Annotated in this window: 14 protein-coding genes, 1 pseudogene and 1 riboswitch; of the genes and pseudogenes, 9 read left to right on the top strand and 6 right to left on the bottom strand. The window is 41.8% G+C overall.

All coding sequences use genetic code 11. The features are described 5' to 3' along the window. The first annotated feature begins 169 nt into the window (after nucleotides 1–169). Together QVD32_RS00945 and QVD32_RS00940 are read left to right on the top strand one after the other, a co-directional pair. Nucleotides 170–538 carry a BlaI/MecI/CopY family transcriptional regulator gene (locus QVD32_RS00945; RefSeq protein WP_021892488.1) on the top strand — a complete coding sequence of 123 codons (369 nt, stop codon included), beginning with the start codon at nucleotides 170–172 and terminating at the stop codon, nucleotides 536–538. A 13-nt stretch (nucleotides 539–551) separates the two neighbouring features. Beyond that, nucleotides 552–2,369, top strand: coding sequence for a M56 family metallopeptidase (locus QVD32_RS00940; RefSeq protein ID WP_021892487.1), 1,818 nt, complete (start codon nucleotides 552–554; stop codon nucleotides 2,367–2,369). A 61-nt stretch (nucleotides 2,370–2,430) separates the two neighbouring features. On the opposite strand, the gene QVD32_RS00935 is transcribed toward QVD32_RS00940, so the two are convergent. Next, entirely contained in the window at nucleotides 2,431–3,081 is a 651-nt protein-coding gene (locus tag QVD32_RS00935) for a DedA family protein (protein WP_021892486.1), read from the bottom strand. A gap of 25 nt (nucleotides 3,082–3,106) precedes the next feature. Continuing rightward, nucleotides 3,107–4,585, bottom strand: coding sequence for an arylsulfatase (locus QVD32_RS00930; protein WP_278450735.1), 1,479 nt, complete (start codon nucleotides 4,583–4,585; stop codon nucleotides 3,107–3,109). A 206-nt stretch (nucleotides 4,586–4,791) separates the two neighbouring features. Here QVD32_RS00930 and QVD32_RS00925 point away from each other — a divergent pair, with 206 nt between their 5' ends. Then, nucleotides 4,792–6,030: an anaerobic sulfatase-maturation protein gene (locus tag QVD32_RS00925; protein ID WP_021892484.1), complete on the top strand. Its 1,239-nt coding sequence runs from the start codon at nucleotides 4,792–4,794 to the stop codon at nucleotides 6,028–6,030. A gap of 53 nt (nucleotides 6,031–6,083) precedes the next feature. Here the strand turns inward: QVD32_RS00925 and QVD32_RS00920 are convergent, their stop codons facing one another. Both QVD32_RS00920 and rlmD read right to left on the bottom strand, forming a co-directional pair. Continuing rightward, a complete protein-coding gene (locus QVD32_RS00920) occupies nucleotides 6,084–8,060 on the bottom strand; it encodes a DUF2961 domain-containing protein (protein WP_021892483.1) in 1,977 nt (658 codons plus the stop codon). A gap of 149 nt (nucleotides 8,061–8,209) precedes the next feature. Beyond that, nucleotides 8,210–9,622 (bottom strand): 23S rRNA (uracil(1939)-C(5))-methyltransferase RlmD, encoded by a 1,413-nt coding sequence (gene rlmD / locus QVD32_RS00915; protein ID WP_021892482.1) that lies wholly within the window; start codon nucleotides 9,620–9,622, stop codon nucleotides 8,210–8,212. A gap of 305 nt (nucleotides 9,623–9,927) precedes the next feature. On the opposite strand from rlmD, the gene ppdK reads away from it, so the two are divergent. The 6 genes from ppdK to QVD32_RS00885 all read left to right on the top strand — a co-directional run bounded on the left by ppdK (nucleotide 9,928) and on the right by QVD32_RS00885 (nucleotide 20,643). Further along, nucleotides 9,928–12,642 (top strand): pyruvate, phosphate dikinase, encoded by a 2,715-nt coding sequence (ppdK, locus tag QVD32_RS00910; protein WP_021892481.1) that lies wholly within the window; start codon nucleotides 9,928–9,930, stop codon nucleotides 12,640–12,642. A 189-nt stretch (nucleotides 12,643–12,831) separates the two neighbouring features. Next, a complete protein-coding gene (locus QVD32_RS00905) occupies nucleotides 12,832–14,202 on the top strand; it encodes an alkaline phosphatase (protein WP_008862188.1) in 1,371 nt (456 codons plus the stop codon). A gap of 79 nt (nucleotides 14,203–14,281) precedes the next feature. Beyond that, nucleotides 14,282–14,483, top strand: a riboswitch (cobalamin riboswitch). A 134-nt stretch (nucleotides 14,484–14,617) separates the two neighbouring features. Then, the gene (locus QVD32_RS00900) at nucleotides 14,618–15,718 is read left to right on the top strand and encodes a uroporphyrinogen decarboxylase/cobalamine-independent methonine synthase family protein (protein WP_021892480.1); all 1,101 of its coding nucleotides are present in this window, start codon (nucleotides 14,618–14,620) and stop codon (nucleotides 15,716–15,718) included. A gap of 262 nt (nucleotides 15,719–15,980) precedes the next feature. Continuing rightward, the gene (locus tag QVD32_RS00895) at nucleotides 15,981–16,757 is read left to right on the top strand and encodes a threonine/serine exporter family protein (protein WP_008862190.1); all 777 of its coding nucleotides are present in this window, start codon (nucleotides 15,981–15,983) and stop codon (nucleotides 16,755–16,757) included. Next, entirely contained in the window at nucleotides 16,754–17,269 is a 516-nt protein-coding gene (locus QVD32_RS00890) for a threonine/serine exporter family protein (RefSeq protein WP_008862191.1), read from the top strand. Before QVD32_RS00895 ends, QVD32_RS00890 begins: the two co-directional genes overlap by 4 nt. Nucleotides 17,270–17,394: 125 nt before the next feature. Further along, nucleotides 17,395–20,643 (top strand): leucine-rich repeat protein, encoded by a 3,249-nt coding sequence (locus tag QVD32_RS00885; protein WP_287709991.1) that lies wholly within the window; start codon nucleotides 17,395–17,397, stop codon nucleotides 20,641–20,643. A gap of 709 nt (nucleotides 20,644–21,352) precedes the next feature. On the opposite strand, the gene QVD32_RS00880 is transcribed toward QVD32_RS00885, so the two are convergent. Together QVD32_RS00880 and QVD32_RS13285 are read right to left on the bottom strand one after the other, a co-directional pair. Continuing rightward, nucleotides 21,353–22,633, bottom strand: coding sequence for a DUF6383 domain-containing protein (locus tag QVD32_RS00880; protein WP_021892478.1), 1,281 nt, complete (start codon nucleotides 22,631–22,633; stop codon nucleotides 21,353–21,355). Between the two features lie 419 nt (nucleotides 22,634–23,052). Beyond that, nucleotides 23,053–24,000, bottom strand: a pseudogene (locus QVD32_RS13285) (glycoside hydrolase family 5 protein); the annotation flags it as partial. Nucleotides 24,001–24,565 lie beyond the last annotated feature (565 nt).

Below are 24,565 nucleotides of genomic sequence, written 5' to 3'. Positions count from 1 at the left end.
GTCCAATATAATCGGCAATAGAGTGTAAACATCTATTGCCGATTTTTCTTTTCTTCCCAATCAAACTATAATCAGTAGTTAATAAACTATTTTATTTAGTTTTATTAACTATAATAATTAGTTGAAAAACTAAAACATTTAGTTTATTTGTATCATAAATAGAAAAAATATGAAAGGACTTACATCGAAAGAAGAGGAAATCATGAATTATTTCTGGCATAAAGGGCCATTATTCGTGAAAGAACTGTTGGATTTTTATGACGAACCCAAACCTCACTTCAATACGTTATCGACCATCGTAAGAGGACTCGAAGAAAAAGGCTATGTGTCACACAAAGCATATGGTAAAACCTATCAATATTTTGCTGTTGTAAGCGAAGAATCGTTCAAAAAACGGACCTTGCGACAAGTCATACGTAAATACTTCAACAGCTCCTATTTGGGAGTCGTTTCCTCTTTAATCGAGGAAGAAGATATTTCACTGAAAGAATTGAAAGAGCTTATCGAAAAAGTAGAAAAAGGAAAAGCAGAACAATAACCAATCACTACCAATGGGCGCATTCTTTGTTTATATATTAAAAGCCTCTGTTTATCTAGCCATTCTGTATCTGTTTTACAGTATATTGCTAAGTAAGGAAACATTTTACCGCTACAATAGAACAGCATTGCTACTATTGATACCTCTATCGTTTATTCTTCCGCTATATCCGGTTCATACTGCTGTTCCCGAAACGTATTCAAACACTACTATACTCGACAGGCTGCCGGCAATATCTTATATCGAAAACGAATCACAAAGTAAAATTCCGATAGGTATTATCGCGGTACTAAGTATCTATCTCATCGGGATTTTATACTTTATCACTAGATATGTCTGCACAATTATAAAACTTCTGCGACTGATTCGGAGCGGGGAAAAATATACCGACAGCGACGGACTTTCTCTTGTCGTTATCTCCCAATCCATTGCTCCTTTCAGTTGGTTCGGGAAAATAGTCATTTCAAAAGCCGACTTCCAAAACCATCGCCGAGAAATACTCCTACACGAATCTGCACACATTCGCAAACATCATTCATGGGATTTACTGGCTGCCGATCTCTGTATAGGATTACAATGGTTCAATCCGGCCGCCTGGTTACTGAAACGAGAACTGCAAACCGTACATGAATACGAAGCCGATAATTACGTTTTGGAACAAGGCATCGATGCCAAACAATACCAATTACTGTTAATAAAACGATCGGTCGGTTCCAAGTTTTATTACATAACCAATCACTTTAATCACAATAAACTTAACAAAAGAATTACCATGATGTTAAAAAAGAAATCAAACCGCAAAGCGACCTTGAAGTATCTCTACGTCATACCGGTCGCATTATGTACCGTTTCGGTATTCGCCCACCCCGAAATCTCCGATGAATTAAACAAAGTATCCTCGGTCGATTTGAGTAACTTGACAGCTATGATCGGTAGTTCCGAAAACACCGCAACCATAAAGAATAAAGAGATAGAAATATCCGGGTGTGTTTTAGACATAGAAACCAACGAACCTATCGTCGGAGCCACCGTCTTGGTCAAAGGCAGCAATACAGGAACAGTAACCGATCTAAATGGAAACTTCTCCTTAAAAACACCCATAGGAAAAACTTTGCTCATCTCTTATGTCGGTTTAGGCTCGGCCGAAATCAGTTGCAATGACAAAGACAGGCAAAATCTGAAAATATACCTCGGCGAAAGCAGCGAAAAGAATAACAGTTCGAAAATTATCATAGTCGGTAACAAAACCGAGCCGAACACTTCGATCGGCACGAAAGGAAAAATCAACAGCATAACCATTACGACAAAAGACAGTGTAGAAAACAATAAACAGAAAATCGATACAAAAGGAAAAATTAGCAATATAAATGTAGATATCCAAAAAGATGGTTCGGTCATAGTCGATGAAAACAATACCAGAGTCTTTTACGATCCTATATATATTTTAGACGGTAAAAAAATTTCCAAAGACAAATTCAAAAATCTCGATGCCGACAAAATAAAATCAATAACTGTCCTCAAAGGAGAGGAAGCTATCAAAAGTTATGGAAAAGATGGTGAAAATGGAGCCCTTATCATACAAACCAAAGGAAATACTGCAACTTCGACAGATCCGATAAAAACCATAACGATTACCAAGAAAGATACTTCTGAGGATATCATGAAAAATACACTTTGCATCGTTGACGGAAAAAAGATTTCGGAAACAGAACTAAAAAATATAGATCCCAACAATATACAAAGTATAACAGTCTTGAAAGATGAAAAATCGAAGGAAGAATATGGAGCGACCGACAAAGATTGCATTATATGGATTACCTTGAAAAAATAATATGACTCGACGACTGAATGCAAAAAAGGCTGTTTTCTATTTTGAAAACAGCCTTTTTGTTTTATTGGTCTACTTTTCTGAATTTCATTTTTGCCCGTACAAACTCTATTACGGCAGGTAACAAAGATACAAATATAATCGCGACAATCAGAAGTTTTAAATTTTTCTGAACAAAAGGCAAATCACCGAAGAAATAGCCCGCATAACAAAAAATCGCTACCCACAAAGCTCCTCCGATTAGATTATACATCATGAAATAATAATAGTGCATTTTCCCCATACCACCCACAAAAGGAGCAAAAGTACGAACGATAGGGACAAACCGAGCTATAATTATAGTTTTCCCTCCATATTTTTCAAAGAAAGCATGGGTTTTCTCTAAATGGCTTTGTTTGAAAATCTTTGAATTGGGGTTACTGAATAGCTTCTTACCGAAAAAATGGCCTATTGCATAATTACAAGAATCGCCCAATACCGCAGCAACAAACAAAATAAGTACCAAAACATTTATTTCTAAGGGAATTCCTGGCAACGCTGTAATAGCCCCAGCGACAAAAAGTAAAGAATCTCCCGGTAAAAAGGGTGTAACAACCAAACCCGTCTCACAAAAAATAATCATAAACAATATAGCATAAGCCCAAGTATGATAATCCTGTACTATCTCAATCAGATGCTTGTCTATATGCAAAATAAAGTCAATCAAAAATTCCATAAATCCATATATAAATACATTAACTTTATTGGGGCATAGTCACTTTGAAATAAGGATTTTCTACATGCTGTTCAAATACGATACGCTTCATATCTTCTACACGATCGGGATATTGGGCAGCCAAATCACAATCCTCATGAATATCATCGACCAAATTATACAAATGACATTTACCCTTCTCAACAAATAACTTCCAATCGCCTTGCCGAACAGCAATTTGATCGGTCTCGCAAAACTCCCAATAAAGAAACTCATGATTCTTTTGATGTTTGTCTTTACCCAGCAAGGTAGGTTTGAATGAAAGTCCATCGAAATAGTCTTTCCTATTCTCTCCATATCGCTCGATATGATTCACCCCTATCAAGTCGCAGAAAGTAGGCAATATATCATAAAACGCCAACTGGTGGTCATTGACAGCTACCGGGACATGACCGGGCCAACGAACGATAAAAGGAATACGTATACCTCCCTCATGGCAAGAACGCTTGATTCCTTTCAGTTTCCCATCTCGTCCAAAAAATCCGGGGTCGGCTCCCCCTTCTTCGTGAGGGCCGTTATCCGATGAAAAAATAACGATGGTATTCTCATCGAGCCCTTTCTCTTTCAATTTTTTCAAAATCTCACCTACATAAATATCTAACCGAGCAATCATTGCCGCAAACTGTGCATGGGTATGAGTCACGGGATTATAGCGCCCACCATAACTGCCATTAAACACACCGGTTTCCCCCAACCGTTCTCGATAGTAATTTAGAAGAGAATCTTCTGGCTGTACCAATTCGGCATGAGGTAATGTGTAAGTGAAAAAACCGAAGAAAGGTTTGTCTCCCGACTGACGATCCAACCAATCGATTGCAGCTTCGTGAATAAGATCGGCCGAATATTGAGGCCGTAAAGCATAACCGGCCCCCCACATGGGATATTTGATATTCTCTTCGAGCGTCACACGAATAGTCGCAGTGTCGCCCAACCGGGAACTATACCGATTCAAAAAGTTGGGATAATACAAGTGAGCCTGAAATTGACAGATATATCCAAAGAACTCATCGACACCACGCTTGTCCGGAGTAGAAACAGAGCCTTCATATCCCCCGGCCCATTTACCGAACATTCCCGTCCTATAACCGTTTTCTTTCATAATTTCAGGAAGAATAACACGATTGGGATCATAAGGGTGTTGGCCTACGATGGCATAGTCGGTATTAACTCCATAACGCACCTCGCCACTATCTCGCCAATACTCTTTATTTCCTCGTACTTCTCCGTGTCCGGTGTGCTGTCCGGTCATTATACAAGCCCGGGAAGGAGCGCTAACAGGGCTACCCGAATAAGCCTGTGTAAATCTCATACCCTCCGAAGCCATACGATCTATATTCGGAGTCTCGATATATTTCTGCCCATAGCACCCTAAATCTCCATAACCCATATCGTCACATAAAATAAAAACGATATTGGGCTTATCACTTTTCTTTGCCGAAAATGCAGCGAAAACAGAGGCCAACATTCCGCCTCCAACAAATAATAACCGGCTATATTTCATTGATAATTACCTCGAAAATTTATAATATCTTATTCTTTTTCGGTTCAAATATAAGACGAAAGATTCGATTCCTAAAACATAAAACTTAAAAATAATTCGAGTACCGAATTATTGTATTCCCTATTTTTACTAATTTTGAACCGCTTACTAAATCTATCTTTGATACAATCATGAACCAATCTCTTTACACACCTTTCGACCGGATATTATATATCATGACCAAGCCGGTGGGGGCAATTTGTAATCTGGCCTGCACATATTGCTACTATACCGAAAAAGCGAAACTCTATCGGGACTCTCCCAAGCATATCATGAGCGAAAGCCTATTAGAGAAATTTATCAAAGAATATATCGAAAGTCAGGCAAACGACCATATTTTATTCACATGGCATGGTGGCGAAACCCTAATGAGACCGTTGGATTTCTACCAAAAAGTAGTACGACTTCAAGCTCAATACGGAAAAGGTCGAATTATCGATAACAGCATCCAAACCAACGGAACATTACTAACAGACAGCTGGTGTCGTTTTTTCAAAGAAAATAACTGGCTGGTCGGTATCAGTATAGACGGGCCACAAGAATTTCACGACGAATACCGATTGACCAAACAGGGAAGGCCCTCATTCGTAAATGTCATGCGAGGTATAAATCTGCTTAATAAACATGGCGTCGAATGGAATGCTATGGCAGTAGTTAACGACTTTAATGGGGACTATCCCTTAGATTTCTACCATTTTTTCAAGGACATCAACTGTAAATATATACAATTCACACCCATTGTCGAACGTATTCGGCAACATGAAGACGGGCGCATATTAGCCTCTCCCGATGAAGAATCAATAGACGGAGTAACAGACTTCTCCGTCTCTCCGGAGCAATGGGGCAACTTTCTTTGTACGATATTCGACGAATGGGTTCGAAATGATGTAGGAGAATACTACATACAATTATTCGATGCCACTCTTGCCAATTGGGCTGGTGTAACACCCGGAATATGCTCTATGGCCGAAACTTGCGGTCATGCCGGAATTATGGAATTTAATGGAGATGTGTACAGTTGCGACCATTTTGTATTTCCTGAGTATAAATTGGGAAACATATACACCCAATCTTTAATCGAAATGATGAATAGTCCCCGACAAATTGCTTTCGGTCAAAACAAGCGCAATGCTCTGCCTCAACAATGCAAAGAGTGTGATTTTCTATTTGCCTGCCACGGAGAATGCCCCAAAAATAGGTTCGCAAAAACGGCCACCGGAGAACCGGGATTAAATTATTTATGCGCAGGTTATCACCGATTCTTTAAACACGTAGCTCCTTATATGGACTTCATGAAACACGAATTGGATAATCAACGCCCACCAGCCAATGTCATGCAATGGGTGAAACAAAATCCCCCCGACAAATAGAAAAAGGCTTTATACCGAATCGGTATAAAGCCTTTTTCTATCTTTCAATAAAATTATTCCATATAACAGAATACTTCATAGGCCGCTTCGTTCCAACTCACAGGGCAGCCCTCTTCGCGAGATTCTGGAACAATGCGTATATTCAAAACCGATTTGTCGCGAGTAAGAGATTCCGGTATTTCAAACTCATCTTCAATCCAACGCTTGTACGGATTACTGTCCGCCAAATACCACACGCCGGCATCCTGTCCATCGACCCAAACTCTCGCACACTGTCTGGGAAGCTCCTGATCGCTGCATCGACGCAATCTTACTCCATGATTATTCGATAATACTTTTACACGAAACGAACTCTCTCCGGTAAATTTATGAACCATAGCCGTAACTTCCACATCATCGGCATCCCCCTCGAAACAAGAAGTTAGCATCTCCACAGATACATCTCCTTCTACTTTATATTTATGTCGTTTCAACGACTTTTTCGAGGCCATATCTATGCTATCGGTCTTAACTAAGGAAACTTTATCCTGCCCATAATAAAAAACAATCCCCAGATGTTCGAGATACTGGTTATTGCTCTCACCAGACTCTATATTAAAATCCAATTGCGAATAAAATGGATAGCTATCACCTAAACACAATCGTGTCATCGACCAGGGATTATCGCTCAGTCCGTCATAACCGCCCGACGGATTGCACTCGGCCGGAGTCGGGAATCCCCACCCGTAGCAAATATAACTTTCCGAACCATCGCTCTCAACCTGCGGCGTCTTAATCCCATCTATATGTATTCTTACATCTCCTTCACAAGTAATAATATGAGGACGTTCCCCATAACAAGTCACATGAGCGGCAACCATTTTCCCGGTTCCTTTTATCGACGCGATGGGGCTATCTGCCCCCGGTGTATGTTTACGAGTATAATAGTCGGAAGAACGAAAGTAACCGCTATACTCTCTATCATAGCTATTCTCCCCTACTCCTACTTCAACAAAGCCCAAAGTAACGGTCTCTCCGCTCCTATTCTCCAACATTACATGGGCTCGTTCCCAAAACGGCATAGGGAAATAATTATAAAACCAACCGTCTGTCGTCGCTCCCATTAATAAATACCGGGTATTATTATATCCTAAGGAATTACCGAAAAAACAACCGATAGGACACAGAACATCTTCCTCTTCGTGATTATCCCACTTCACACGTATCCATACATCTTGTAATCTATCGGGATTCATATCAGCCATATAAAGTTTCAACGAATTGATGACACCCCCCTCATGCACATCTATTATAGACAATGACTCCCCGGATGCTAATTTCTTTTCCGACATACGAAACATTCTATCCTTACCGATCTTCGGATCGACTCCCGTCTGTTTCCACTGACGAACCAAAGAACTATAATCCTCCTTTCCGGTAAAAGTCTCTATCCCTTGCGCAGTGGGATAACTGTGATACACGACATGTCCCCAGCCACCTTGTCCTTTATCCCGGTGAGGGCCTTCGAGCTTAACGCTCGAAGTGATTCGACAGCCATTACGAAACGGCATAGGAACAAAACTGCGAACTACCCGGATAGGGCCTCGTCCATTATCCAAAGGGCCGATGTAACATGATGCTTGTGGTTCGGTAAAAGGATATTTCTCTCCGAACTCCGACAAACGAATAGTAAAACGGGGGGTCTCCTCACCATCAAAGTAAAATCGAAATACGGGTTCTTCCGAACTCAGATAACGATGTTGTACCATATTATAAATACAGCCGGCTCCCGCCACATCGAATATTACCCACTCTCCTTTCTTATCTTGATACAAACTCCAATCCCAATCGGCATTACCACCTTTTTTATCGATACTGCCCTCGTACTTCACTTTCATTTCCCGATCCAATACTGGAAATCGAGCCACATTGGTCATGCGAGATAATCCATACGATTTTGAAGGAACAGTTTCGGAGTATGCATTTCCAGTCACGGAAAATGGGAATAAAGCAGTCACTGCAAGTAATCTTATAAAAGCTTTTCTTTTCATGGATAAAATTTTAAAGATATTTTCGATGTACAAAAATACCTCTGTCTCGCAAATCAAGACAAATACTTTATTATCTATTCCTTATACTTTTATCCACAAAAGGCCGGGTATCGATATACCCGGCCTACACTTTCTCGAAATTTTAGATTTTATTCTTTCCTCACTAACAATACTACATTCTCTACATGGTGTGTATGAGGAAACATATCGACCGGCTGTACCCGCTCGACCTTGTATTTTGCATCTAACAAAGATAAATCGCGCGCCTGAGTGGCGGGATTACAGCTTACATAAACGATACGTTCAGGAGAAGCGAACAATATAGTCTTAATCACATCGTCATGCATGCCGGCACGAGGTGGATCGGTAATGATGACCTCTGGACGACCATGCTCCTCTATAAAATCCTCGGTAAGAATGTCCTTCATATCGCCGGCATAAAACAAAGTATTATCCAACCCGTTTATACGGGCGTTTTCTTTGGCATCTTCTATCGCTTCGGGAACATACTCGATACCTACCACCTTACGGGATTGTCTTGCCACAAAATTGGCAATAGTGCCCGTGCCAGTATATAGATCATAAACCAACTCGGTTCCCGTCAATCCGGCGAACTCTCTGGCAACCTTATATAACTCATAAGCCTGTTCGGAATTGGTTTGATAGAAAGACTTCGGTCCTATCTTGAATCGTAATCCTTCCATACTTTCCCAAATATAATCTCTTCCCCGGAACACACAAACTTCCTGATCGGCAATCGTGTCGTTTCGTTTTTGATTGACAATATAAAGCAAAGACGTAATCTCGGGGAACGTATCCGCTATATGTTGCATCATTCGTTCGATACGCACCATATCGGGTTCGAAAAATACGACTATGAGCATAACCTCTCCTGTCGAAGAGGTCCGGATAATAATATTCCGCATGAATCCTGTCTGCTCCCTCAAATCGAAAAACGGATAATGATTATCGATAGCACATTGTCTTATCGAGAGTCGAATGCGATTGGATATATCGTCCTGCAACCAACACTTTTTTATGTCGAGGACCTTATCGAACATACCGGGTATATGAAATCCCAACGCATTGCGACAGTCGAATTCCTGTTCCGTCTGCAACTGTTCATAAGTCAACCACGACTTATTGGAAAATGAGAATTCGAGCTTGTTTCTATAATATTGTTGCTTGGTCGAACCTTTTGTAGGTAAGATTTCCGGCAAAGGGATTTTACCTATGCGGGTAAGATTGTCTTCCACTTGCTGCCGTTTAAATTGTAACTGATAGTCATAAGCCACATGTTGCCATTTACACCCGCCGCAAACACCGAAATGCTCGCAAAAAGGATTTACCCGCAAAGAAGAATAAGCGTGAAATTTCACGATACGTGCCTCGGCATAATTATGCTTCTTACGCATCAATTGCAAATCCACTATATCTCCCGGTGCTGCAAAAGGGACGAATACTACCAAATCGTTCACTCGTGCCAAAGCCTTGCCTTCGGCTGCTACTCCGGTTATTTCTACCTGCTCCAACAAGGGTAGCTCTTTCTTTTTTCGTGCCAAAACAAAAAATTAATAAGTTACAAAGCCAAACAAAACAATACGAACCGAACATCTAAATAAATTCGGCTATGCAATTATGCAGAAAACCACAGGCTCCACATTCGGCAAAGATAAGTATTTTTCACGAAAGAGACAGGTAAAGCAAATAAATAGTGCACAGCGTTAAAATTTGTAGCAAAATATTTTTGTGGTTTGCACGAATCCTTTATTTTTGCGTATTGTTTCTATACAAGATTTTCCGAATGGGTCACAAAGTCGAATAAAGGAAACAATATTTATACAAAATATCATATACTTATTTATTTATGAAAAGAGTTTATACTTTTGGCAACGGTAAAGCAGAAGGCCGTGCCGACATGAAAAACCTGCTGGGTGGTAAAGGAGCCAACTTGGCGGAAATGAACTTAATTGGAGTTCCTGTTCCCCCCGGATTCACAATCACTACCGAAGTTTGCACCACATACACTCAGCAAGGGAAGGAAGCTGTTGTAAAAGAAATCAAAGGCGATGTGGAAAAGGCTATCGCTCATATCGAAAGCCTCACGGGCACGAAGTTCGGAGATGCCTCGAATCCGCTATTGGTATCGGTTCGTTCGGGAGCTCGTGTTTCCATGCCCGGTATGATGGACACAGTATTGAACTTAGGTATGAACGACGACGCCGTAGAAGCCATTGCTAAAAAATCGGGAAATGCGCGGTTTGCATGGGATTCCTATCGCCGATTCGTACAGATGTACGGCGATGTCGTACTGGGTATGAAGCCTAAAACGAAAGAAGACATCGATCCATTCGAAGAAGTGATGGACAAAGTCAAAGAGGCCAAAGGTATAAAGAGTGATACCGAACTCCAAGTAGAAGACCTCAAAGAATTAGTAAAACTCTTTAAAGCCGCCGTTAAAGAAAATACGGGAAAAGATTTTCCCGCTTCTCCCTGGGAACAATTATGGGGTGCTATCTGTGCCGTATTCGACAGCTGGATGAACGAACGCGCCATTCTCTACCGTCGTATGAACCAGATTCCCGAAGAATGGGGTACTGCCGTAAACGTGCAAGCTATGGTATTCGGCAATATGGGAAATACCTCGGCTACCGGTGTAGCATTCACTCGTGACGCTGCTACCGGCGAAGATATCTTTAACGGAGAGTACCTCATCAATGCACAAGGAGAAGACGTAGTTGCCGGTGTACGCACACCCCAACAAATCACACTCGAAGGATCTCGCCGCTGGGCAGCATTGCAAGGTATATCGGAAGAAGAACGCGCAACCAAATATCCTTCTCTCGAAGAGGCCATGCCCGAATGTGCAAAAGCACTTATCGAAACTCAACAAAAACTCGAAGACTACTTCAAAGATATGCAAGACCTCGAATTCACCATTCAAGATGGCAAATTGTGGTTATTGCAAACTCGTAACGGAAAGCGCACCGGAGCCGCTATGGTAAAAATCGCTATGGATATGCTCCGCGCAGGAATCATCGACGAAAAAACTGCCTTGAAACGCATGGAGGCTCAAAAACTCGATGAACTATTGCACCCCGTATTCGACAAAGATGCCATCAAACGCGTTAAAGTCGTAGCCAAAGGACTTCCTGCCTCGCCGGGTGCAGCAACCGGACAAATCGTGTTCTTCGCCGACGACGCAGAGGCGTGGGCCGAAAAACGGAAAAAAGTAATCATGGTACGTATCGAAACCTCTCCCGAAGATTTGCGAGGCATGAGTGTGGCGCAAGGCATCCTTACTGCTCGTGGCGGTATGACTTCTCACGCAGCCGTAGTTGCCCGTGGTATGGGTAAATGTTGTGTATCGGGAGCCGGTGAAATAAAAGTCGATTATAAAGCCCGTACGGTAGAAATGGGCGGAAAAATCTACAAAGAAGGCGATTGGATCTCTTTGAATGGTTCCACCGGAGATGTTTACGACGGACAAGTTCCTACCGTAGACGCCGATATGAGCGGGGATTTCGCAGCCATTATGAATTTGGCTGAAAAATATACCCGAGTAGACGTACGCACCAACGCAGATACTCCGCGCGATGCAGCGGTAGCCCGCAAATTCGGAGCAAAAGGTATCGGATTATGCCGTACAGAACACATGTTCTTCGAAGGCGACCGTATCAAAGCCATGCGCGAAATGATTCTGTCGAAAGACGAAGAGGGACGTCGCCACGCACTCGACAAGCTGTTGCCTATGCAACGCAGCGACTTCGAAGGAATATTCGAAGCTATGGACGGTCTGGGTGTAACCATTCGTCTGCTCGATCCTCCTCTACACGAATTCGTACCGCATCAATTGGCCACTCAAAAAGAATTGGCAGAAGAGATGGGTATGAGCATCGACGAAGTAAAATTAGCTTGCGATGCTTTGGAAGAATTTAACCCCATGTTGGGTCATCGCGGTTGCCGGTTAGGTTGTACCTATCCCGAAATAACCGAAATGCAGGCCCGAGCCATCATCGAAGCTGCTTTGAACGTAAAAGCAAAAGGTATCGACGTTCACCCCGAAATCATGGTTCCCCTTGTAGGTGTTGTAGAAGAATTGAGAATGCAAGCCGAAGTTATTCACCGTACCGCTGCACAAGTATTCGAAGAACGCGGCGACACGGTTGCCTACAAAGTAGGTACGATGATCGAGGTTCCCCGTGCAGCCGTTACAGCCGATCAAATTGCCGAAGTTGCCGACTTCTTCTCATTCGGCACGAACGACTTGACTCAAATGACGTTCGGCTATTCTCGTGATGATGCCGGTAAATTCTTAAAGATTTACAAAGAAAAAGGTATCCTCAAAACCGATCCGTTCGAAGTTCTCGACCAAAAAGGTGTAGGGCAACTCGTACGCATGGGCGTGGAAAAAGGCCGTTCCACCAAACCGTCGCTCAAAGTCGGTATTTGCGGTGAGCATGGTGGTGAACCTTCATCTGTGAAATTCTGTGCCAAACTCGGTATGAACTACGTATCTTGCAGTCCTTACCGTGTACCCATCGCACGTGTGGCTGCGGCGCAGGCTGCTATCGAAGATTAAAAAGTCCTTTGATAACTCTATAAAAAAGGCTAACAGATAATGTTAGCCTTTTTTATATCCCCTCAATATCGACCCTTTCATACGATAATAAAAACACTGTAATCAAAAATTCATACCGAGAGAAGTTCAGTTCTCCTGTTTTTAAGTACCTTTGTTTCATCAAGTAAAACAGATCGAAATACAAACACGATGAAAAAAACACTACTCTTTATTAGCCTTTTAATCCTTTCCGTCTTATCAACACAAGCCACTCGGCCCAAATATGTATTCTATATCATCGGCGATGGAATGGGCATAAATCAAGTTAACGGTACTGAAATGTTTTACGGGGAACTGACCAGTAAGACAGGACCCTTACCGCTATTGTTTTCGAAATTCCCTTATACGACTTTTGTAAGCACATACTCTGCCAATCGAGGAGTAACAGACTCGGCAGCAGCAGGTACGGCATTGGCCTGCGGTGAAAAGACCAACAACAATACGATCGGTGTGGATGCAGACAGTCTACCTATATATAGTATAGCGGTGGCAGCACAAAAGAAAAACATACCTGTTGGAATTATTACCAGCGGAGAAATAGACGATGCCACTCCCGCCGCTTTTTTCGCTCACCAAATAAACCGTAATAACCGTTACGAAATAGGAGTCGATATGCTCGCCGCCGGATTTGATTTCTATGCAGGAGATAAATTTACACAACCGTCACCAGAAGGAAAAAAATCTCTATACGATATGATTCCAAAAGCCAACTATACATTGGCTCTCGGCATACAAGAATACAATCGCCAATCCCAGGTAGCCTCCAAAATGATTTTATTTCCCCAAAAAGACTTCCCTTACGCCATAGACCGTAAACCGGGAGATATTTGTTTAGCCGATCTCACCCGATGTGCAATAGACTTTCTGCAACAAAAAGGAAATGGTTTCTTTTTAATGATAGAGGGCTCCAAAATAGATTGGGCAGGACACTCCCGTGACGGAGCTACCAATTTCAGAGAAATAAAAGATTTGGAAGAATCGGTAAAATTGGCTTATGATTTTTATAGAAAGTATCCCGATGAAACCCTCATTATCGTTACAGCCGACCATGAAACCGGAGGCGTAGTATTAGGCAACGGAAATTACTCACTCAACCTGCAAGCACTCCAATATCAAACGATGAGTGGAATAGCGTTTACAAAAGAAATAGAAAATCTGCGTAAACAAAACACCGAAATTTCATGGGAAACCATACAAAAGGCCCTATCCCATGCCTTTGGCTTTTGGAGCAAGCTCGACTTATCCCCCGAACAAGAAGCACATCTTAAAAAAATTTACGAAGAAACTATACACAACCAACAAGGGGACTTAATAAAATCTCTATATGAAAACAATGAACCGATAGCCGAAGCCGCCAAAACGATTCTCAACGAAATAGCCGAAATCACATGGTCTTGCAGTTCTCACACAGCTGGTTATGTCCCGCTCTATGCGATCGGTTTAGGAGCAGAAAACTTTCAAGGGAAACTCGACAATACCGATGTACCCTTGCTAATAGCCCGAATTGCCGGCTACGAATAATACAAAGACTAAGAAAAGAAAGCCTATCTATATATAAGATTTTTTAGAAAAAACATTGTAAAATAAAATAAAGGAAATAACTTTGTCCCTTGTAATCGGTTTGCTTTTATCGCGTTCGATAAAGCAATGAAAAGGGAATCGGGTGTAAATCCCGGACAGACCCGCTGCTGTGTAGTTCGATAGATTTTAGACAAACAACTACAATGCCACTAATCCAATGAGATTGGGAAGGCGTCTAAAATAGAACAAGTCAGAAGACCTGCCGGTTACATAATAAAATTTATCTCTTCGCGGATTAGGAGATAAAACGAATACTTTTCCGATAGAAATTTTTTGCGAAAGCAAAAAAATACACCATGTTATAGAAACACGCTTTTCTATAACGTAGTTTATATATATGTAAAATGATGCAGTTATGAGAAGAATGATTCCTTACAGTGTGGATATAACTGGGAATTTTGTTTATTCACCGCAATTAATCGAAGCACGCAAACAAGTTCAAGAAGAACTTCTAAATGTAGCACAATTACTGGAAATCGAAAATAAAGAAATCCAACACATTGTCGACACATGCAAACAGATAGGTTTAAAATGCGTTACCGATGGGGATTATAGATCAAACGGATATACGGATTTTTTTCATCATCTTCAAAACATTTCCAAGCACGAAACAGAACCAAACGATACGTCAGAAGAAAATGATAAATCCGTTATATGCGGGAAAATAGACTTCGACAATCATTTTTTATCGACACCACCTGTCACAGAGCACTTTACCTATTTGACAGGAATTATTGGAGGCGACATGTATGCAAAAGCTCTACTACCGTCCCCAATGACTTTATTAGCTGAATTAATCCGTCCTGAGAACCGTCTTAATACAGGAAGATATTATCCCGACATCGAAGTGCTCTCCCATGATATTGCACAGACCTACCAAAAAGTAATTAGAGAATTTTACAATATGGGATGCCGATTCCTACAATTCAGCGACTATACTTGGAACTTAACAGGAGGCTGCGATATTCAACAAATATCCGAAGCAAATAATACCGACCTCGCATCTCTGTCTACCGTGCTTGCTCGTTTGACCGAACTCTGCTTAAACGACAAGCCCGACGATATGTGCATATCCTTACAATTCGACGAGAAATGGTGGAATACCCGAGATCGAGAAAAAATAGCAGAAATACTACTCTCTACGCAAGCGAATGCCATAGCTTTCGACTTCGGTAATAGGGAAAATGAAAATATAGACTTTTCTATCTTGAAACATTGTCAAAGCAAAGACGTTATATTAGGGCTTGTATCGACTTCAAGTAGCCAACCGATATCTACCAGCACTATCACTCATCATATCGAAAATGCTGCACGCCTTCTACCATTGGAGTCTCTTCATCTCAGTTGTCAAGGCAATTTCAGGAATTTATCGGGAAACAGTTCGATTTCAGAACAAGAAATGTGGAACAAAATAGCGACAATGAAAAATATTGCAAAAACCGTTTGGGGAGAATAAAACGGGCTTCCCGGTTTTTCTACCTTTATATATGCAAAAAGTCTACCCCCACGAATTTGCGATTGAATCGAAAATAGAGTATGGTTCGACATGAAAAACAAATATATTTGTTTTATCCTGCTCTTATCTTTCACTATCTTTGCACAGTATGCGAAAATAGGATGCGGTTCTGCATAGTCAAGTCGGAAATGCAATTTCCGCTTGCCTTTGCACTCACCTTTCACTATCTTTGCACGTCGAAAAACCAGTCAATACAACAAAGGTGAACAGTATACACGAAGAACTTAAAGCCGTATCGCAGTTCCTTTCGGAATATGCTACATGTCTCATGGCTTCGGGAGTACATACGTCGAGAATTGTACGCAATACAGCCCGTATAGCCGAATCTTTCGGTTTTGAAGCACACATGACCTTATTTCACAAAACAATCATAATGACTTTGCGGAATAAGGAAAATACCCATGTATACAGTATGGTAAACACAGCAAAAGCCGGCGCTATAAACTTCGAAATCAATTCCGATTTGAGCGCTCTCAGTTGGGAAGCCTATGATAACCATCTCCCTCTCGACCAGCTATGGGAAAAATATCATGCCATTACAAGCAAACCTCGATTAAATGCATGGCTGGTATGGGTATTAGTGGGATTCGCTAATGCATCTTTCTGCCGGTTATTCAGTGGAGACTGGATCGCCGTTGCAGCGGTTTTTGTTGCGACTCTTGTCGGATTTCGTCTCAAACAAGTATTAGGGAAACATCATATCAATCACTACTTTATATTTACAATATCGGCGTTTGTCGCTTCTTTAATAGCCTCGGTAACTATGTGGCAGCAATGGGGAAACACACCGGATATAGCTATCGGTGCTAGTGTACTCTATTTGATTCCCGGTGTTCCATTAATCAATGGGATTATCGACATTATCGAGGGGCATGTATTGGCAGGAACAGCACGACTCATCAATGCGTTTTTACTAATTATTTGTATTGCATTTGGAATGGCTATCACATTATTGATGATGGGAGGAAAACTATTATGACAGAATGGCAATTCATAGGTTCCGTCGCCGCCGATGCCATCGGTGCAGCCATAGCGGCAATCGGTTTTTCGGTTATATCCAATCCTCCTCGTCGAGTTATCCCGTGTACAGCCATACTCGCTGCTATCGGCCACAGCATACGATTCGTACTACTGCAATACGCCGGATTAGATTTAGCCTCTGCATCATTCATCGCAGCATTTTCTATCGGGCTTCTCAGCCATTTTTCTGCCTACAAGCTCTTCTGCCCGGCCACGGTACTCTACATACCGGCATTGTTACCGATGATACCGGGAATGTATGCCTATCGCACTGTATTTTCTCTTATCAAATTCCTTCAAAGCAGTAATAACGATAACGAAGCAATCCATTACCTTTTGGAGATTTTCAAAAACGGTATAACGACAGCCTCTGTTTTATTCGCATTAGCTGTCGGAGCAACTATACCTATATTCATTTTTTACAAACGAGCTTTCACGATGACGAGGGCCTCACGTCGAATCAAGAAATAAGCCGAAACATATTTTTTTTGTTATATTAATATCATACTTTATTAAAATAGTACTTTATTTATATAAGTACACGCCCGTATCTTTGTGGATAAATATTATTTATTAATTAAACCATGAAGACGGATATGAAAAAAACAATCCTCAGTACATTATGCTTCTTACTGGTTTCTTGCTTTATGTTTTTTGCTGATGCAGGAACCAGAATTGTCGTATTAGGCTCATCGACAGCAGCCGGAGCGGGCGTCTCCGACTCCAATAGAGCTTGGGTAAATCAGTATCGTACCTACCTGCAATCGATAGACCCTACCAACACGGTTACCAATCTGGCCAAAGGTGGTTATACCACATGTGCGATCATGCCGACCGGAACCGATCCCTACAACACGGGAAACCATATTCTCGAAGTCGATACAGAAAGAAATATTACCAAAGCGCTCAGCCTGTCGCCGAACGCTATCATTATCAACATGCCCACCAACGATGTATCGAACGGTATTCCTGTCGCTACGCAAATGAAACATTTCGCCACTATCATAGATTTGGCGAAAGCTGCTGGTGTAAAAGTTTGGATTACCACTTCACAGCCCCATAATTTCGGGGAAAAGTATGATGGTCCATACAGCGAAGAACATCAACCCGACATTTGGAAGCAAGCAGCAAGAGATCAATTCAAAGAACTGACAGACAGTATATTGAATAAATATGGCGAATACGCACTCGACTTCTACACTCCCATAGCGACCGAAGACGGATATAGCTTTATACGCCCCGAATACGATTCTGGTGACGGTGTGCATTTGAATGATGCCGCTCATGACATTTTATTTAATATCGTCAAAAATGCCAATATCCCCGAAATAGCAGGGAGTACCCCGGTAGAAATATCTACGACTCCCATCTATATTAACTTCGGTCCTGCCGAAGCCGGACTCGATAGCTGGAATAATGTTAACAACCAAGCCAGCGGATATAGAGTCGACATGCTGAATGATTCCACTGGAAACGCAACGACCGTTTCGATAGAAATTACTACCGGTTTTACCCATGCGGCCACCAACGGCAGTAACTCCACTATTTGGGACATGAACACAGCCATTTCGACAAGTAATTTCAGTTCCAATGGAGAAAATCCTGTTTTGACAATATCTGGCTTAAACCCGACTGCAACTTATTCTTTCCAAACTTTCGGTTCTCGGGCAGGCGATGGAAATAGAGAAACAACCTATACCTATGCGGGAGAAAATAGCGGAAGTGCGACCATCGATGCAGCTTCCAACACTTCGTCGGTCGCTACCGTAAAGGGCATAAAACCCACGGCACAAGGAGTCGTTGTATTGACTATCGGTAAAAGCAGTAACAACACTTCGGGATTTTCCTATATCAACGCCATGCGAATAGTCGCTGAAAAAGGAGAACCTCAACCCGATGTACCCGAAGGGGTTATCCGAGTAGACGTTGCCGGGACTCTATCCTCTCTGCTTCCTGCCACAACCGATACGATCACAACACTTATTTTACAAGGCGATTTAAATAGCTCGGACATAAAAACGATTCGAGAACTTCCTTCTTTGAAATATCTCGATATGCTGAATAGTAAAATCGTGTCGGGTGGCGAAGCTTATTTAAACGGAATGAAAACCGTCGAAAATGTTTTTCCCAAAGAAATGTTCCTAAGCAATACAGTCATCGAAACCGTTATCTTACCGAAAGAAGCTGTTGAAGTCGCCTATCACGCATTTTTCGGTTGCTCTACTCTGAAAAAAGTCGTTCTACCGGAAACTGTACGTCGATTCGGGAACGATGTTTTCAGCGGGTGTACAAACTTAGAAGAAATAAATATGCCGGCCATTGCCGAATCTTTGGGAACCGGTGTATTTTATAATTGTAAGAAACTAACCTCCATCAGCATTCCCGAGGGGATAACAATCCTCCCCGGAGGTACATTCTACGGCTGTTCCACTTTGGAAAGTGTTACCCTACCCAGCACCCTTGAAAAAATAGACGGAGATTGGATTTTCGCGAACTGTCATGTGTTGAAAGCTATTGCTTTCCCCAAAACCATTCAATCGATTTCACCGGGGACATTTTACGACTGCCGCTCTTTGTCGACAATCGAATGTAAATCGCTCACTCCACCGGTTACAGCTACTGGTAACGGCGACTCCCCTTTTACCGGAGCTTTCAAACCCGAAAACTGTACACTCAAAGTTCCTTTTACGTCGATCTCGGTTTATAAAGAATCTAGCATTTATGGGATCATGAACACAATCGTTCCTTTGGCGAATATCACAGCCGACAATGAGGAAGTTTCACCGGAGACTACCGATCTATTAGCGACAGCTAAAAAGATAACCATATCGGGGTCAACACCTGATGCTCTGGAAATACAAGCGTTATTTGCTTCGAACGAAAAAGTCACATCTATCGATATGACCGGAGTTATCGAATATTTCGAAGTCCCCGTTGCAGCAAATCCCAACTGCTTGGTCTATGCACCGGCTTCTGCCCAAGTCGAAAATAACAACGTAGTTATTAATGGAACCGCTAAAAAAATCGTGTTGACCGATGCAATGCCTTTCGAAGCCCCCACTGCATTTCATGCCGATGCCATCAGTTATACCCGCACGATCGAAGAAAGTCTGACGACAAATGCACAAGAGACAACCGGCTGGCGAGGGATTGTTTTACCCTTCGATGTTTCGACAATCCAAGCTCGAAATAAAGCGGGAGAACAAATAGAACTCAGTGCTTATAATGCAGAAGGTGAATACGATACTTCCAAGAATCCGTTTTGGCTCAGAGAACTTACAACCGAAGGTTTTGCAGCCACGCAAACATTCTCTGCCAATACTCCGTATATCATTTGTTTCCCGAATTCTTCCGAGTTAGACGAACACATCAACATCATCGGAGACGTTACATTCAGTGCTTCTAATGCCGAGATTACAACAACTCCGGCATTTAATGCCGTCGAAGGAAAAGATTTCGACATGATAGCAACTTTGCAAACCGTATCGGCTACCGAGGGAATATATGCAATCAATAATACCGGAAGTTCATTTGTTAACAACAGCCGCAATATCGCTCCTTTTGAATGTTATGTTATATGTAAACAAGGGAGTACGGATGCTCCCGATTCCTTCGATTTACCGGCCAAACTGCCTACTGCAATCGACAACGAAACCGTAACCGGTTCAAAAATCTACACCGCCGACGGGAATCTGGTTATCATCTCGAATGAACCCACCGAAATAGCAGTGTACAACATAACCGGACAAATGGTTCTCATGCAAAAAGTAGAAGCCGGAAAAACCATTGTTAACGACATTCCTCACGGAGTTTATATCGTAAACGGTCAAAAGATCATTTTATAATCAATTCTCCAATTTAGATTTTTGTTTTCACAGCGAATTGCTCGGAGCCACATGGCTCTGAGCAATTTTTTTGTATTGAGATTCTGTACTTCACTTCCTATTTGTTTATATCATTTCTTTTACCCCCTTCGTCACTACATAACACCTCCCCTATTTGAGGCAGAGTATTTCCACTTCTCCTATGTGTTGTATAATGATATATTTTTCTTCCCAACCGCGGGAAGGACAAACGACTCAGTAGAAATTTAGTGGGAATAGACCTGAATTTTAATGAATGAAATGGATTGTATTTCTCCTTCTCTCCCCCGCTTCGATTCTTCATCGAAGATAGAGGATTGGAAAGATTCCATAAATTTTTTGACTGTAAGGATTAATCCTTTTACTCCGAGAGGACTTCCCCAAACACCCCGTAATAATGCTACGGAGCAAGACAGGAGAAAAGAGCTGTGGGACTCACCATGTTCAAACAAAACCTCGCCCTATTTCTTCCGCCGGCAAGTGCCCTCTCGACCCTATTAAAAGCGTTTTTCCTTAGCGGGTGTACCTTACTTTACCTTTTCTTACTCCCTCTCCTCCAACCTATATGAACTTCACTATATTGCTCCGCGACACAGCAGAGGAGACTTTAATCCTCTCGCCTGCGACACAAAAAAAGAGGGAGCAGCATACAGCCGCCCCCACTTCATAAACACACTATCTATTCCACCTATTAGAATACAGCAACTTTTGTACGATTAACAATATAAATACCTTTGGGTACTTCTACCGTATGACGACCGCTCGACAACATTTGCGAGGAAACGATTCTTCCATCTACACTATACACAGTCACCTGCATATCTTTTTGCAAATCTACATTGATACAACCATTGGCTCCGTAAACTTTCACATCATCGGTTACCACCTCCGAAACAGCACCAGTCGAAGAGCTGGGGATCAAGACCAAATTGTCATACAAATACGATAAGTCGGACTTCATCAAACGAAGATACATGGTTCTGACAGATTTAGCCTCATCGGTAATCATAGCCGGATCAATTTTCAATTCTACGTCCAACCACTCGCCCGGAGTATAATCGCCGATACCAGTGCCTTCTTGTCCGGTACTTGCATCAACCGTATAACCAAACTTGATGTGTGAGCCACCATCGGTACGAACACCCATCTCAATAGGACACCACTCGAAGCCACTTTCCAAAAAGCAGACTTGCAACTTGATTCCAGAATAATCATTCCACGTTTTACCAGCAGGAAGAGCCTCTGTAAACGTAACGGGAGAACATTCGCCTCCATTCACCTTTAAAGCCTTCGATGACGTATTGATACCGGTCGTGTAAGGATTCTCGGCCACTTCGCAAGACCCCGACCACGGCATTCCACAACGAGGAGTCGTACCTAAATCCATAGTCTCGAAAGTAAAGATAGTATTGGGATCGGCAACTTGTTCTTTCTCGATTAAACGAATATTATCAATGGCATAATTGAACGCTTGACGCCCCACCTTAATCAACAAACTTGTACTAGCATGATTACCGTCCAAATAAGTAGCCAAAATTGTTTCATCAAAATTGAAATCGAGCGACATCCAAGTATTATACGTAGCGTCTCCCCATGAATTCTGAGCTACTTGAAAAGTTTTCTCTTGGGTATCATTATCAACCAATCCTAATTCATTACCAACCCATGTGATATTTTCCGACCCTTCCAACACAGCAAGTTGTAAACGAACACCTGTATAATCGGCCAATGTCTTTCCTTCCGGCAAGTTCAATGGAATAGCCACATTGGCAAATTCGGTACTGACTACTTTCAACACTTTTGTCGACGAGTTATCGCTCGACGAACAAGGATTGTCTATTAACTCGGCTGTACCGCCCCATGCAGCATTCGCACCATTCAACCCAGACTCAAAATCATTTACCATATAGGTTTGAGCCTGCATACCTACTGCTATACAAGCAGCACACAAAAGAGATAATGTTTTTTTCATGTTATCTACTATTTAAGTTAAACATTTTTATATCCATAGAATTACAGTTCTATTTCATAGGTAAAATTAAAATAAACATTCGACGTAACAGAATTATAAAAGAGAAAAGTGTAGTACTCTTTTATCTAAGACTAATACTATATTATCATTTTTAACAATTATATTTATTACAAGATAACAAGCTGTTAATTAACGACAATTTTTATATGTTCCACCATATAAAATCCCGGTAAAAGAGTTAAATAAACAGGCGAATTTGGCAATACCAATACTTTATGTACCAATACTCCCGATAGATTCCACACACTTACTTCACAAGGCTTTTCACTCTTCAATGTAATCTCCCTACCCATACAGGAGACTTTCAATCCGCTTCCCGATATATCCGCACGTTCTTCGATTCCAGATTCATTTCCGGCAGTAACCGTATATTTTTCCAAAACAGACATCTGCGGACGATCCACGGTATAATTATTAGAAGGCTGTACAGCTAATTTATAATCACCCCAACGAGGACCTGCCGACCAATAGGTTCCCGGCACACCGTTATCCCGCAAATAGATCAACAGATTTTCCAGTGTCTCCAACCAACGAGGATCATCGTCGGGAACTCCATATTCACCCAACAACCCTCGCTTATTATATCGCTTCAACCACTCCACGAAATACTTTGCACGCTCAACACCCGTATTAGCTGTAACACCATCGGCATCATAAGAATTTAAATATTGACCGGAATAATCCTTATCAAAATAAAGATGTGCCTGAAATATGAGATTATCCGACGGATCTACCAATGTCCTAAGATTATCGCTATACTCGACCCAAAAACGTGCAGAACTGAATGAATCGCCGCATACGATAATAGGAGTTTCCGTATCTACTTCTCGAATAGCATCGATAACTACCTGAGCTATATTCACCCAGGGAGCCGAAGGATGCATAGAATAAGGCTCGTTCATAATATCGTATCCCCAAATATTATTATAATCCTTGAACTCCTGCGCCAATTTTCTCCACACATCGGCCAAATGTTCGGCAGTAAGGTTGGACGACTCCCCTATTAACGTATAGGTTTTCCCACCATCGAACGAATAACGAGCAAAGTTATGTAGATCGAGAATTACAGGCATACCTCTATCCTCGGCAGCCTGAACAAAAGTTTTCATTTTAGACAACTCCGTTGCATCCAAAGGTCCGTTCATTACACGTTGGATACGTTCCCAACGAAATGGAAAACGGATAAGGTTCAATCCCTTCCCCTTAAAATAATCGAGGTCCTTATACGTTGGATACCCATAATGAGTACCATCTACCCCGGGATAAATACCGCCGAACTCTGCCCCCGATAAATTCACTCCAAAATAATTTTGAGTTCCGTCCCCTACATACTCTGCCTTTTCAATCAGCTCGATATTGTCTATAATATAGATAAATTTCTGACGCCCTACTTTCATCAATAAGCTCAACTCATCTGTATGTTCACCGGCAAGCCAAGCCGAAAGAATCGTTTCGTCCAACCAGAATTCAAGCGTTATCCATGTATTTAACTCACCGGTTTGCCAAGAAGCCGAACCCGGCCAGCATTTATTTCCCACATTATCTTGTACACCCAAATCACACCCTACCCAATGTATATTCTCGCCACACGCATCGATAACAGCCAATTGTAACCGCACACCCATATAGTCCGTCAAAACCTTACCATTAGGCAAGGTAAACGGAATCGAAGTCGCTGCAAATTCACTGCTACTTACCTTCAAAACCTTCGACGAAGAATTATTTACATCTTTCAAAGGATTATCAATCCATTCGCAAACCCCGCCCCATGCATCACCGGCTCCACCGAGCCCCGATTCAAAATCATTGACTAAAAACTTATCATTAGCACTTGCAATCAATACGAAAAATAAGAATACAGATGATAGCAAT

Origin of the sequence: Barnesiella sp. (assembly GCF_022723415.1) — a bacterium.
In the GTDB taxonomy this organism is placed as follows: Bacteria; Bacteroidota; Bacteroidia; order Bacteroidales; family Barnesiellaceae; genus Barnesiella; species Barnesiella intestinihominis.
This window is presented reverse-complemented; position numbering and strand designations above follow the sequence as displayed.

Excerpts from the sequence above, each read along its gene's own strand:
- QVD32_RS00945 (WP_021892488.1), top strand. The coding sequence starts at position 170 with ATGAAAGGACTTACATCGAAAGAAGAGGAAATCATGAATTATTTCTGG.
- QVD32_RS00940 (WP_021892487.1), top strand. The coding sequence starts at position 552 with ATGGGCGCATTCTTTGTTTATATATTAAAAGCCTCTGTTTATCTAGCC.
- QVD32_RS00935 (WP_021892486.1), bottom strand. The coding sequence starts at position 3,081 with ATGGAATTTTTGATTGACTTTATTTTGCATATAGACAAGCATCTGATT.
- QVD32_RS00930 (WP_278450735.1), bottom strand. The coding sequence starts at position 4,585 with ATGTTGGCCTCTGTTTTCGCTGCATTTTCGGCAAAGAAAAGTGATAAG.
- QVD32_RS00925 (WP_021892484.1), top strand. The coding sequence starts at position 4,792 with ATGAACCAATCTCTTTACACACCTTTCGACCGGATATTATATATCATG.
- QVD32_RS00920 (WP_021892483.1), bottom strand. The coding sequence starts at position 8,060 with ATGAAAAGAAAAGCTTTTATAAGATTACTTGCAGTGACTGCTTTATTC.
- ppdK (WP_021892481.1), top strand. The coding sequence starts at position 9,928 with ATGAAAAGAGTTTATACTTTTGGCAACGGTAAAGCAGAAGGCCGTGCC.
- QVD32_RS00905 (WP_008862188.1), top strand. The coding sequence starts at position 12,832 with ATGAAAAAAACACTACTCTTTATTAGCCTTTTAATCCTTTCCGTCTTA.
- QVD32_RS00900 (WP_021892480.1), top strand. The coding sequence starts at position 14,618 with ATGAGAAGAATGATTCCTTACAGTGTGGATATAACTGGGAATTTTGTT.
- QVD32_RS00890 (WP_008862191.1), top strand. The coding sequence starts at position 16,754 with ATGACAGAATGGCAATTCATAGGTTCCGTCGCCGCCGATGCCATCGGT.
- QVD32_RS00885 (WP_287709991.1), top strand. The coding sequence starts at position 17,395 with ATGAAAAAAACAATCCTCAGTACATTATGCTTCTTACTGGTTTCTTGC.
- QVD32_RS00880 (WP_021892478.1), bottom strand. The coding sequence starts at position 22,633 with ATGAAAAAAACATTATCTCTTTTGTGTGCTGCTTGTATAGCAGTAGGT.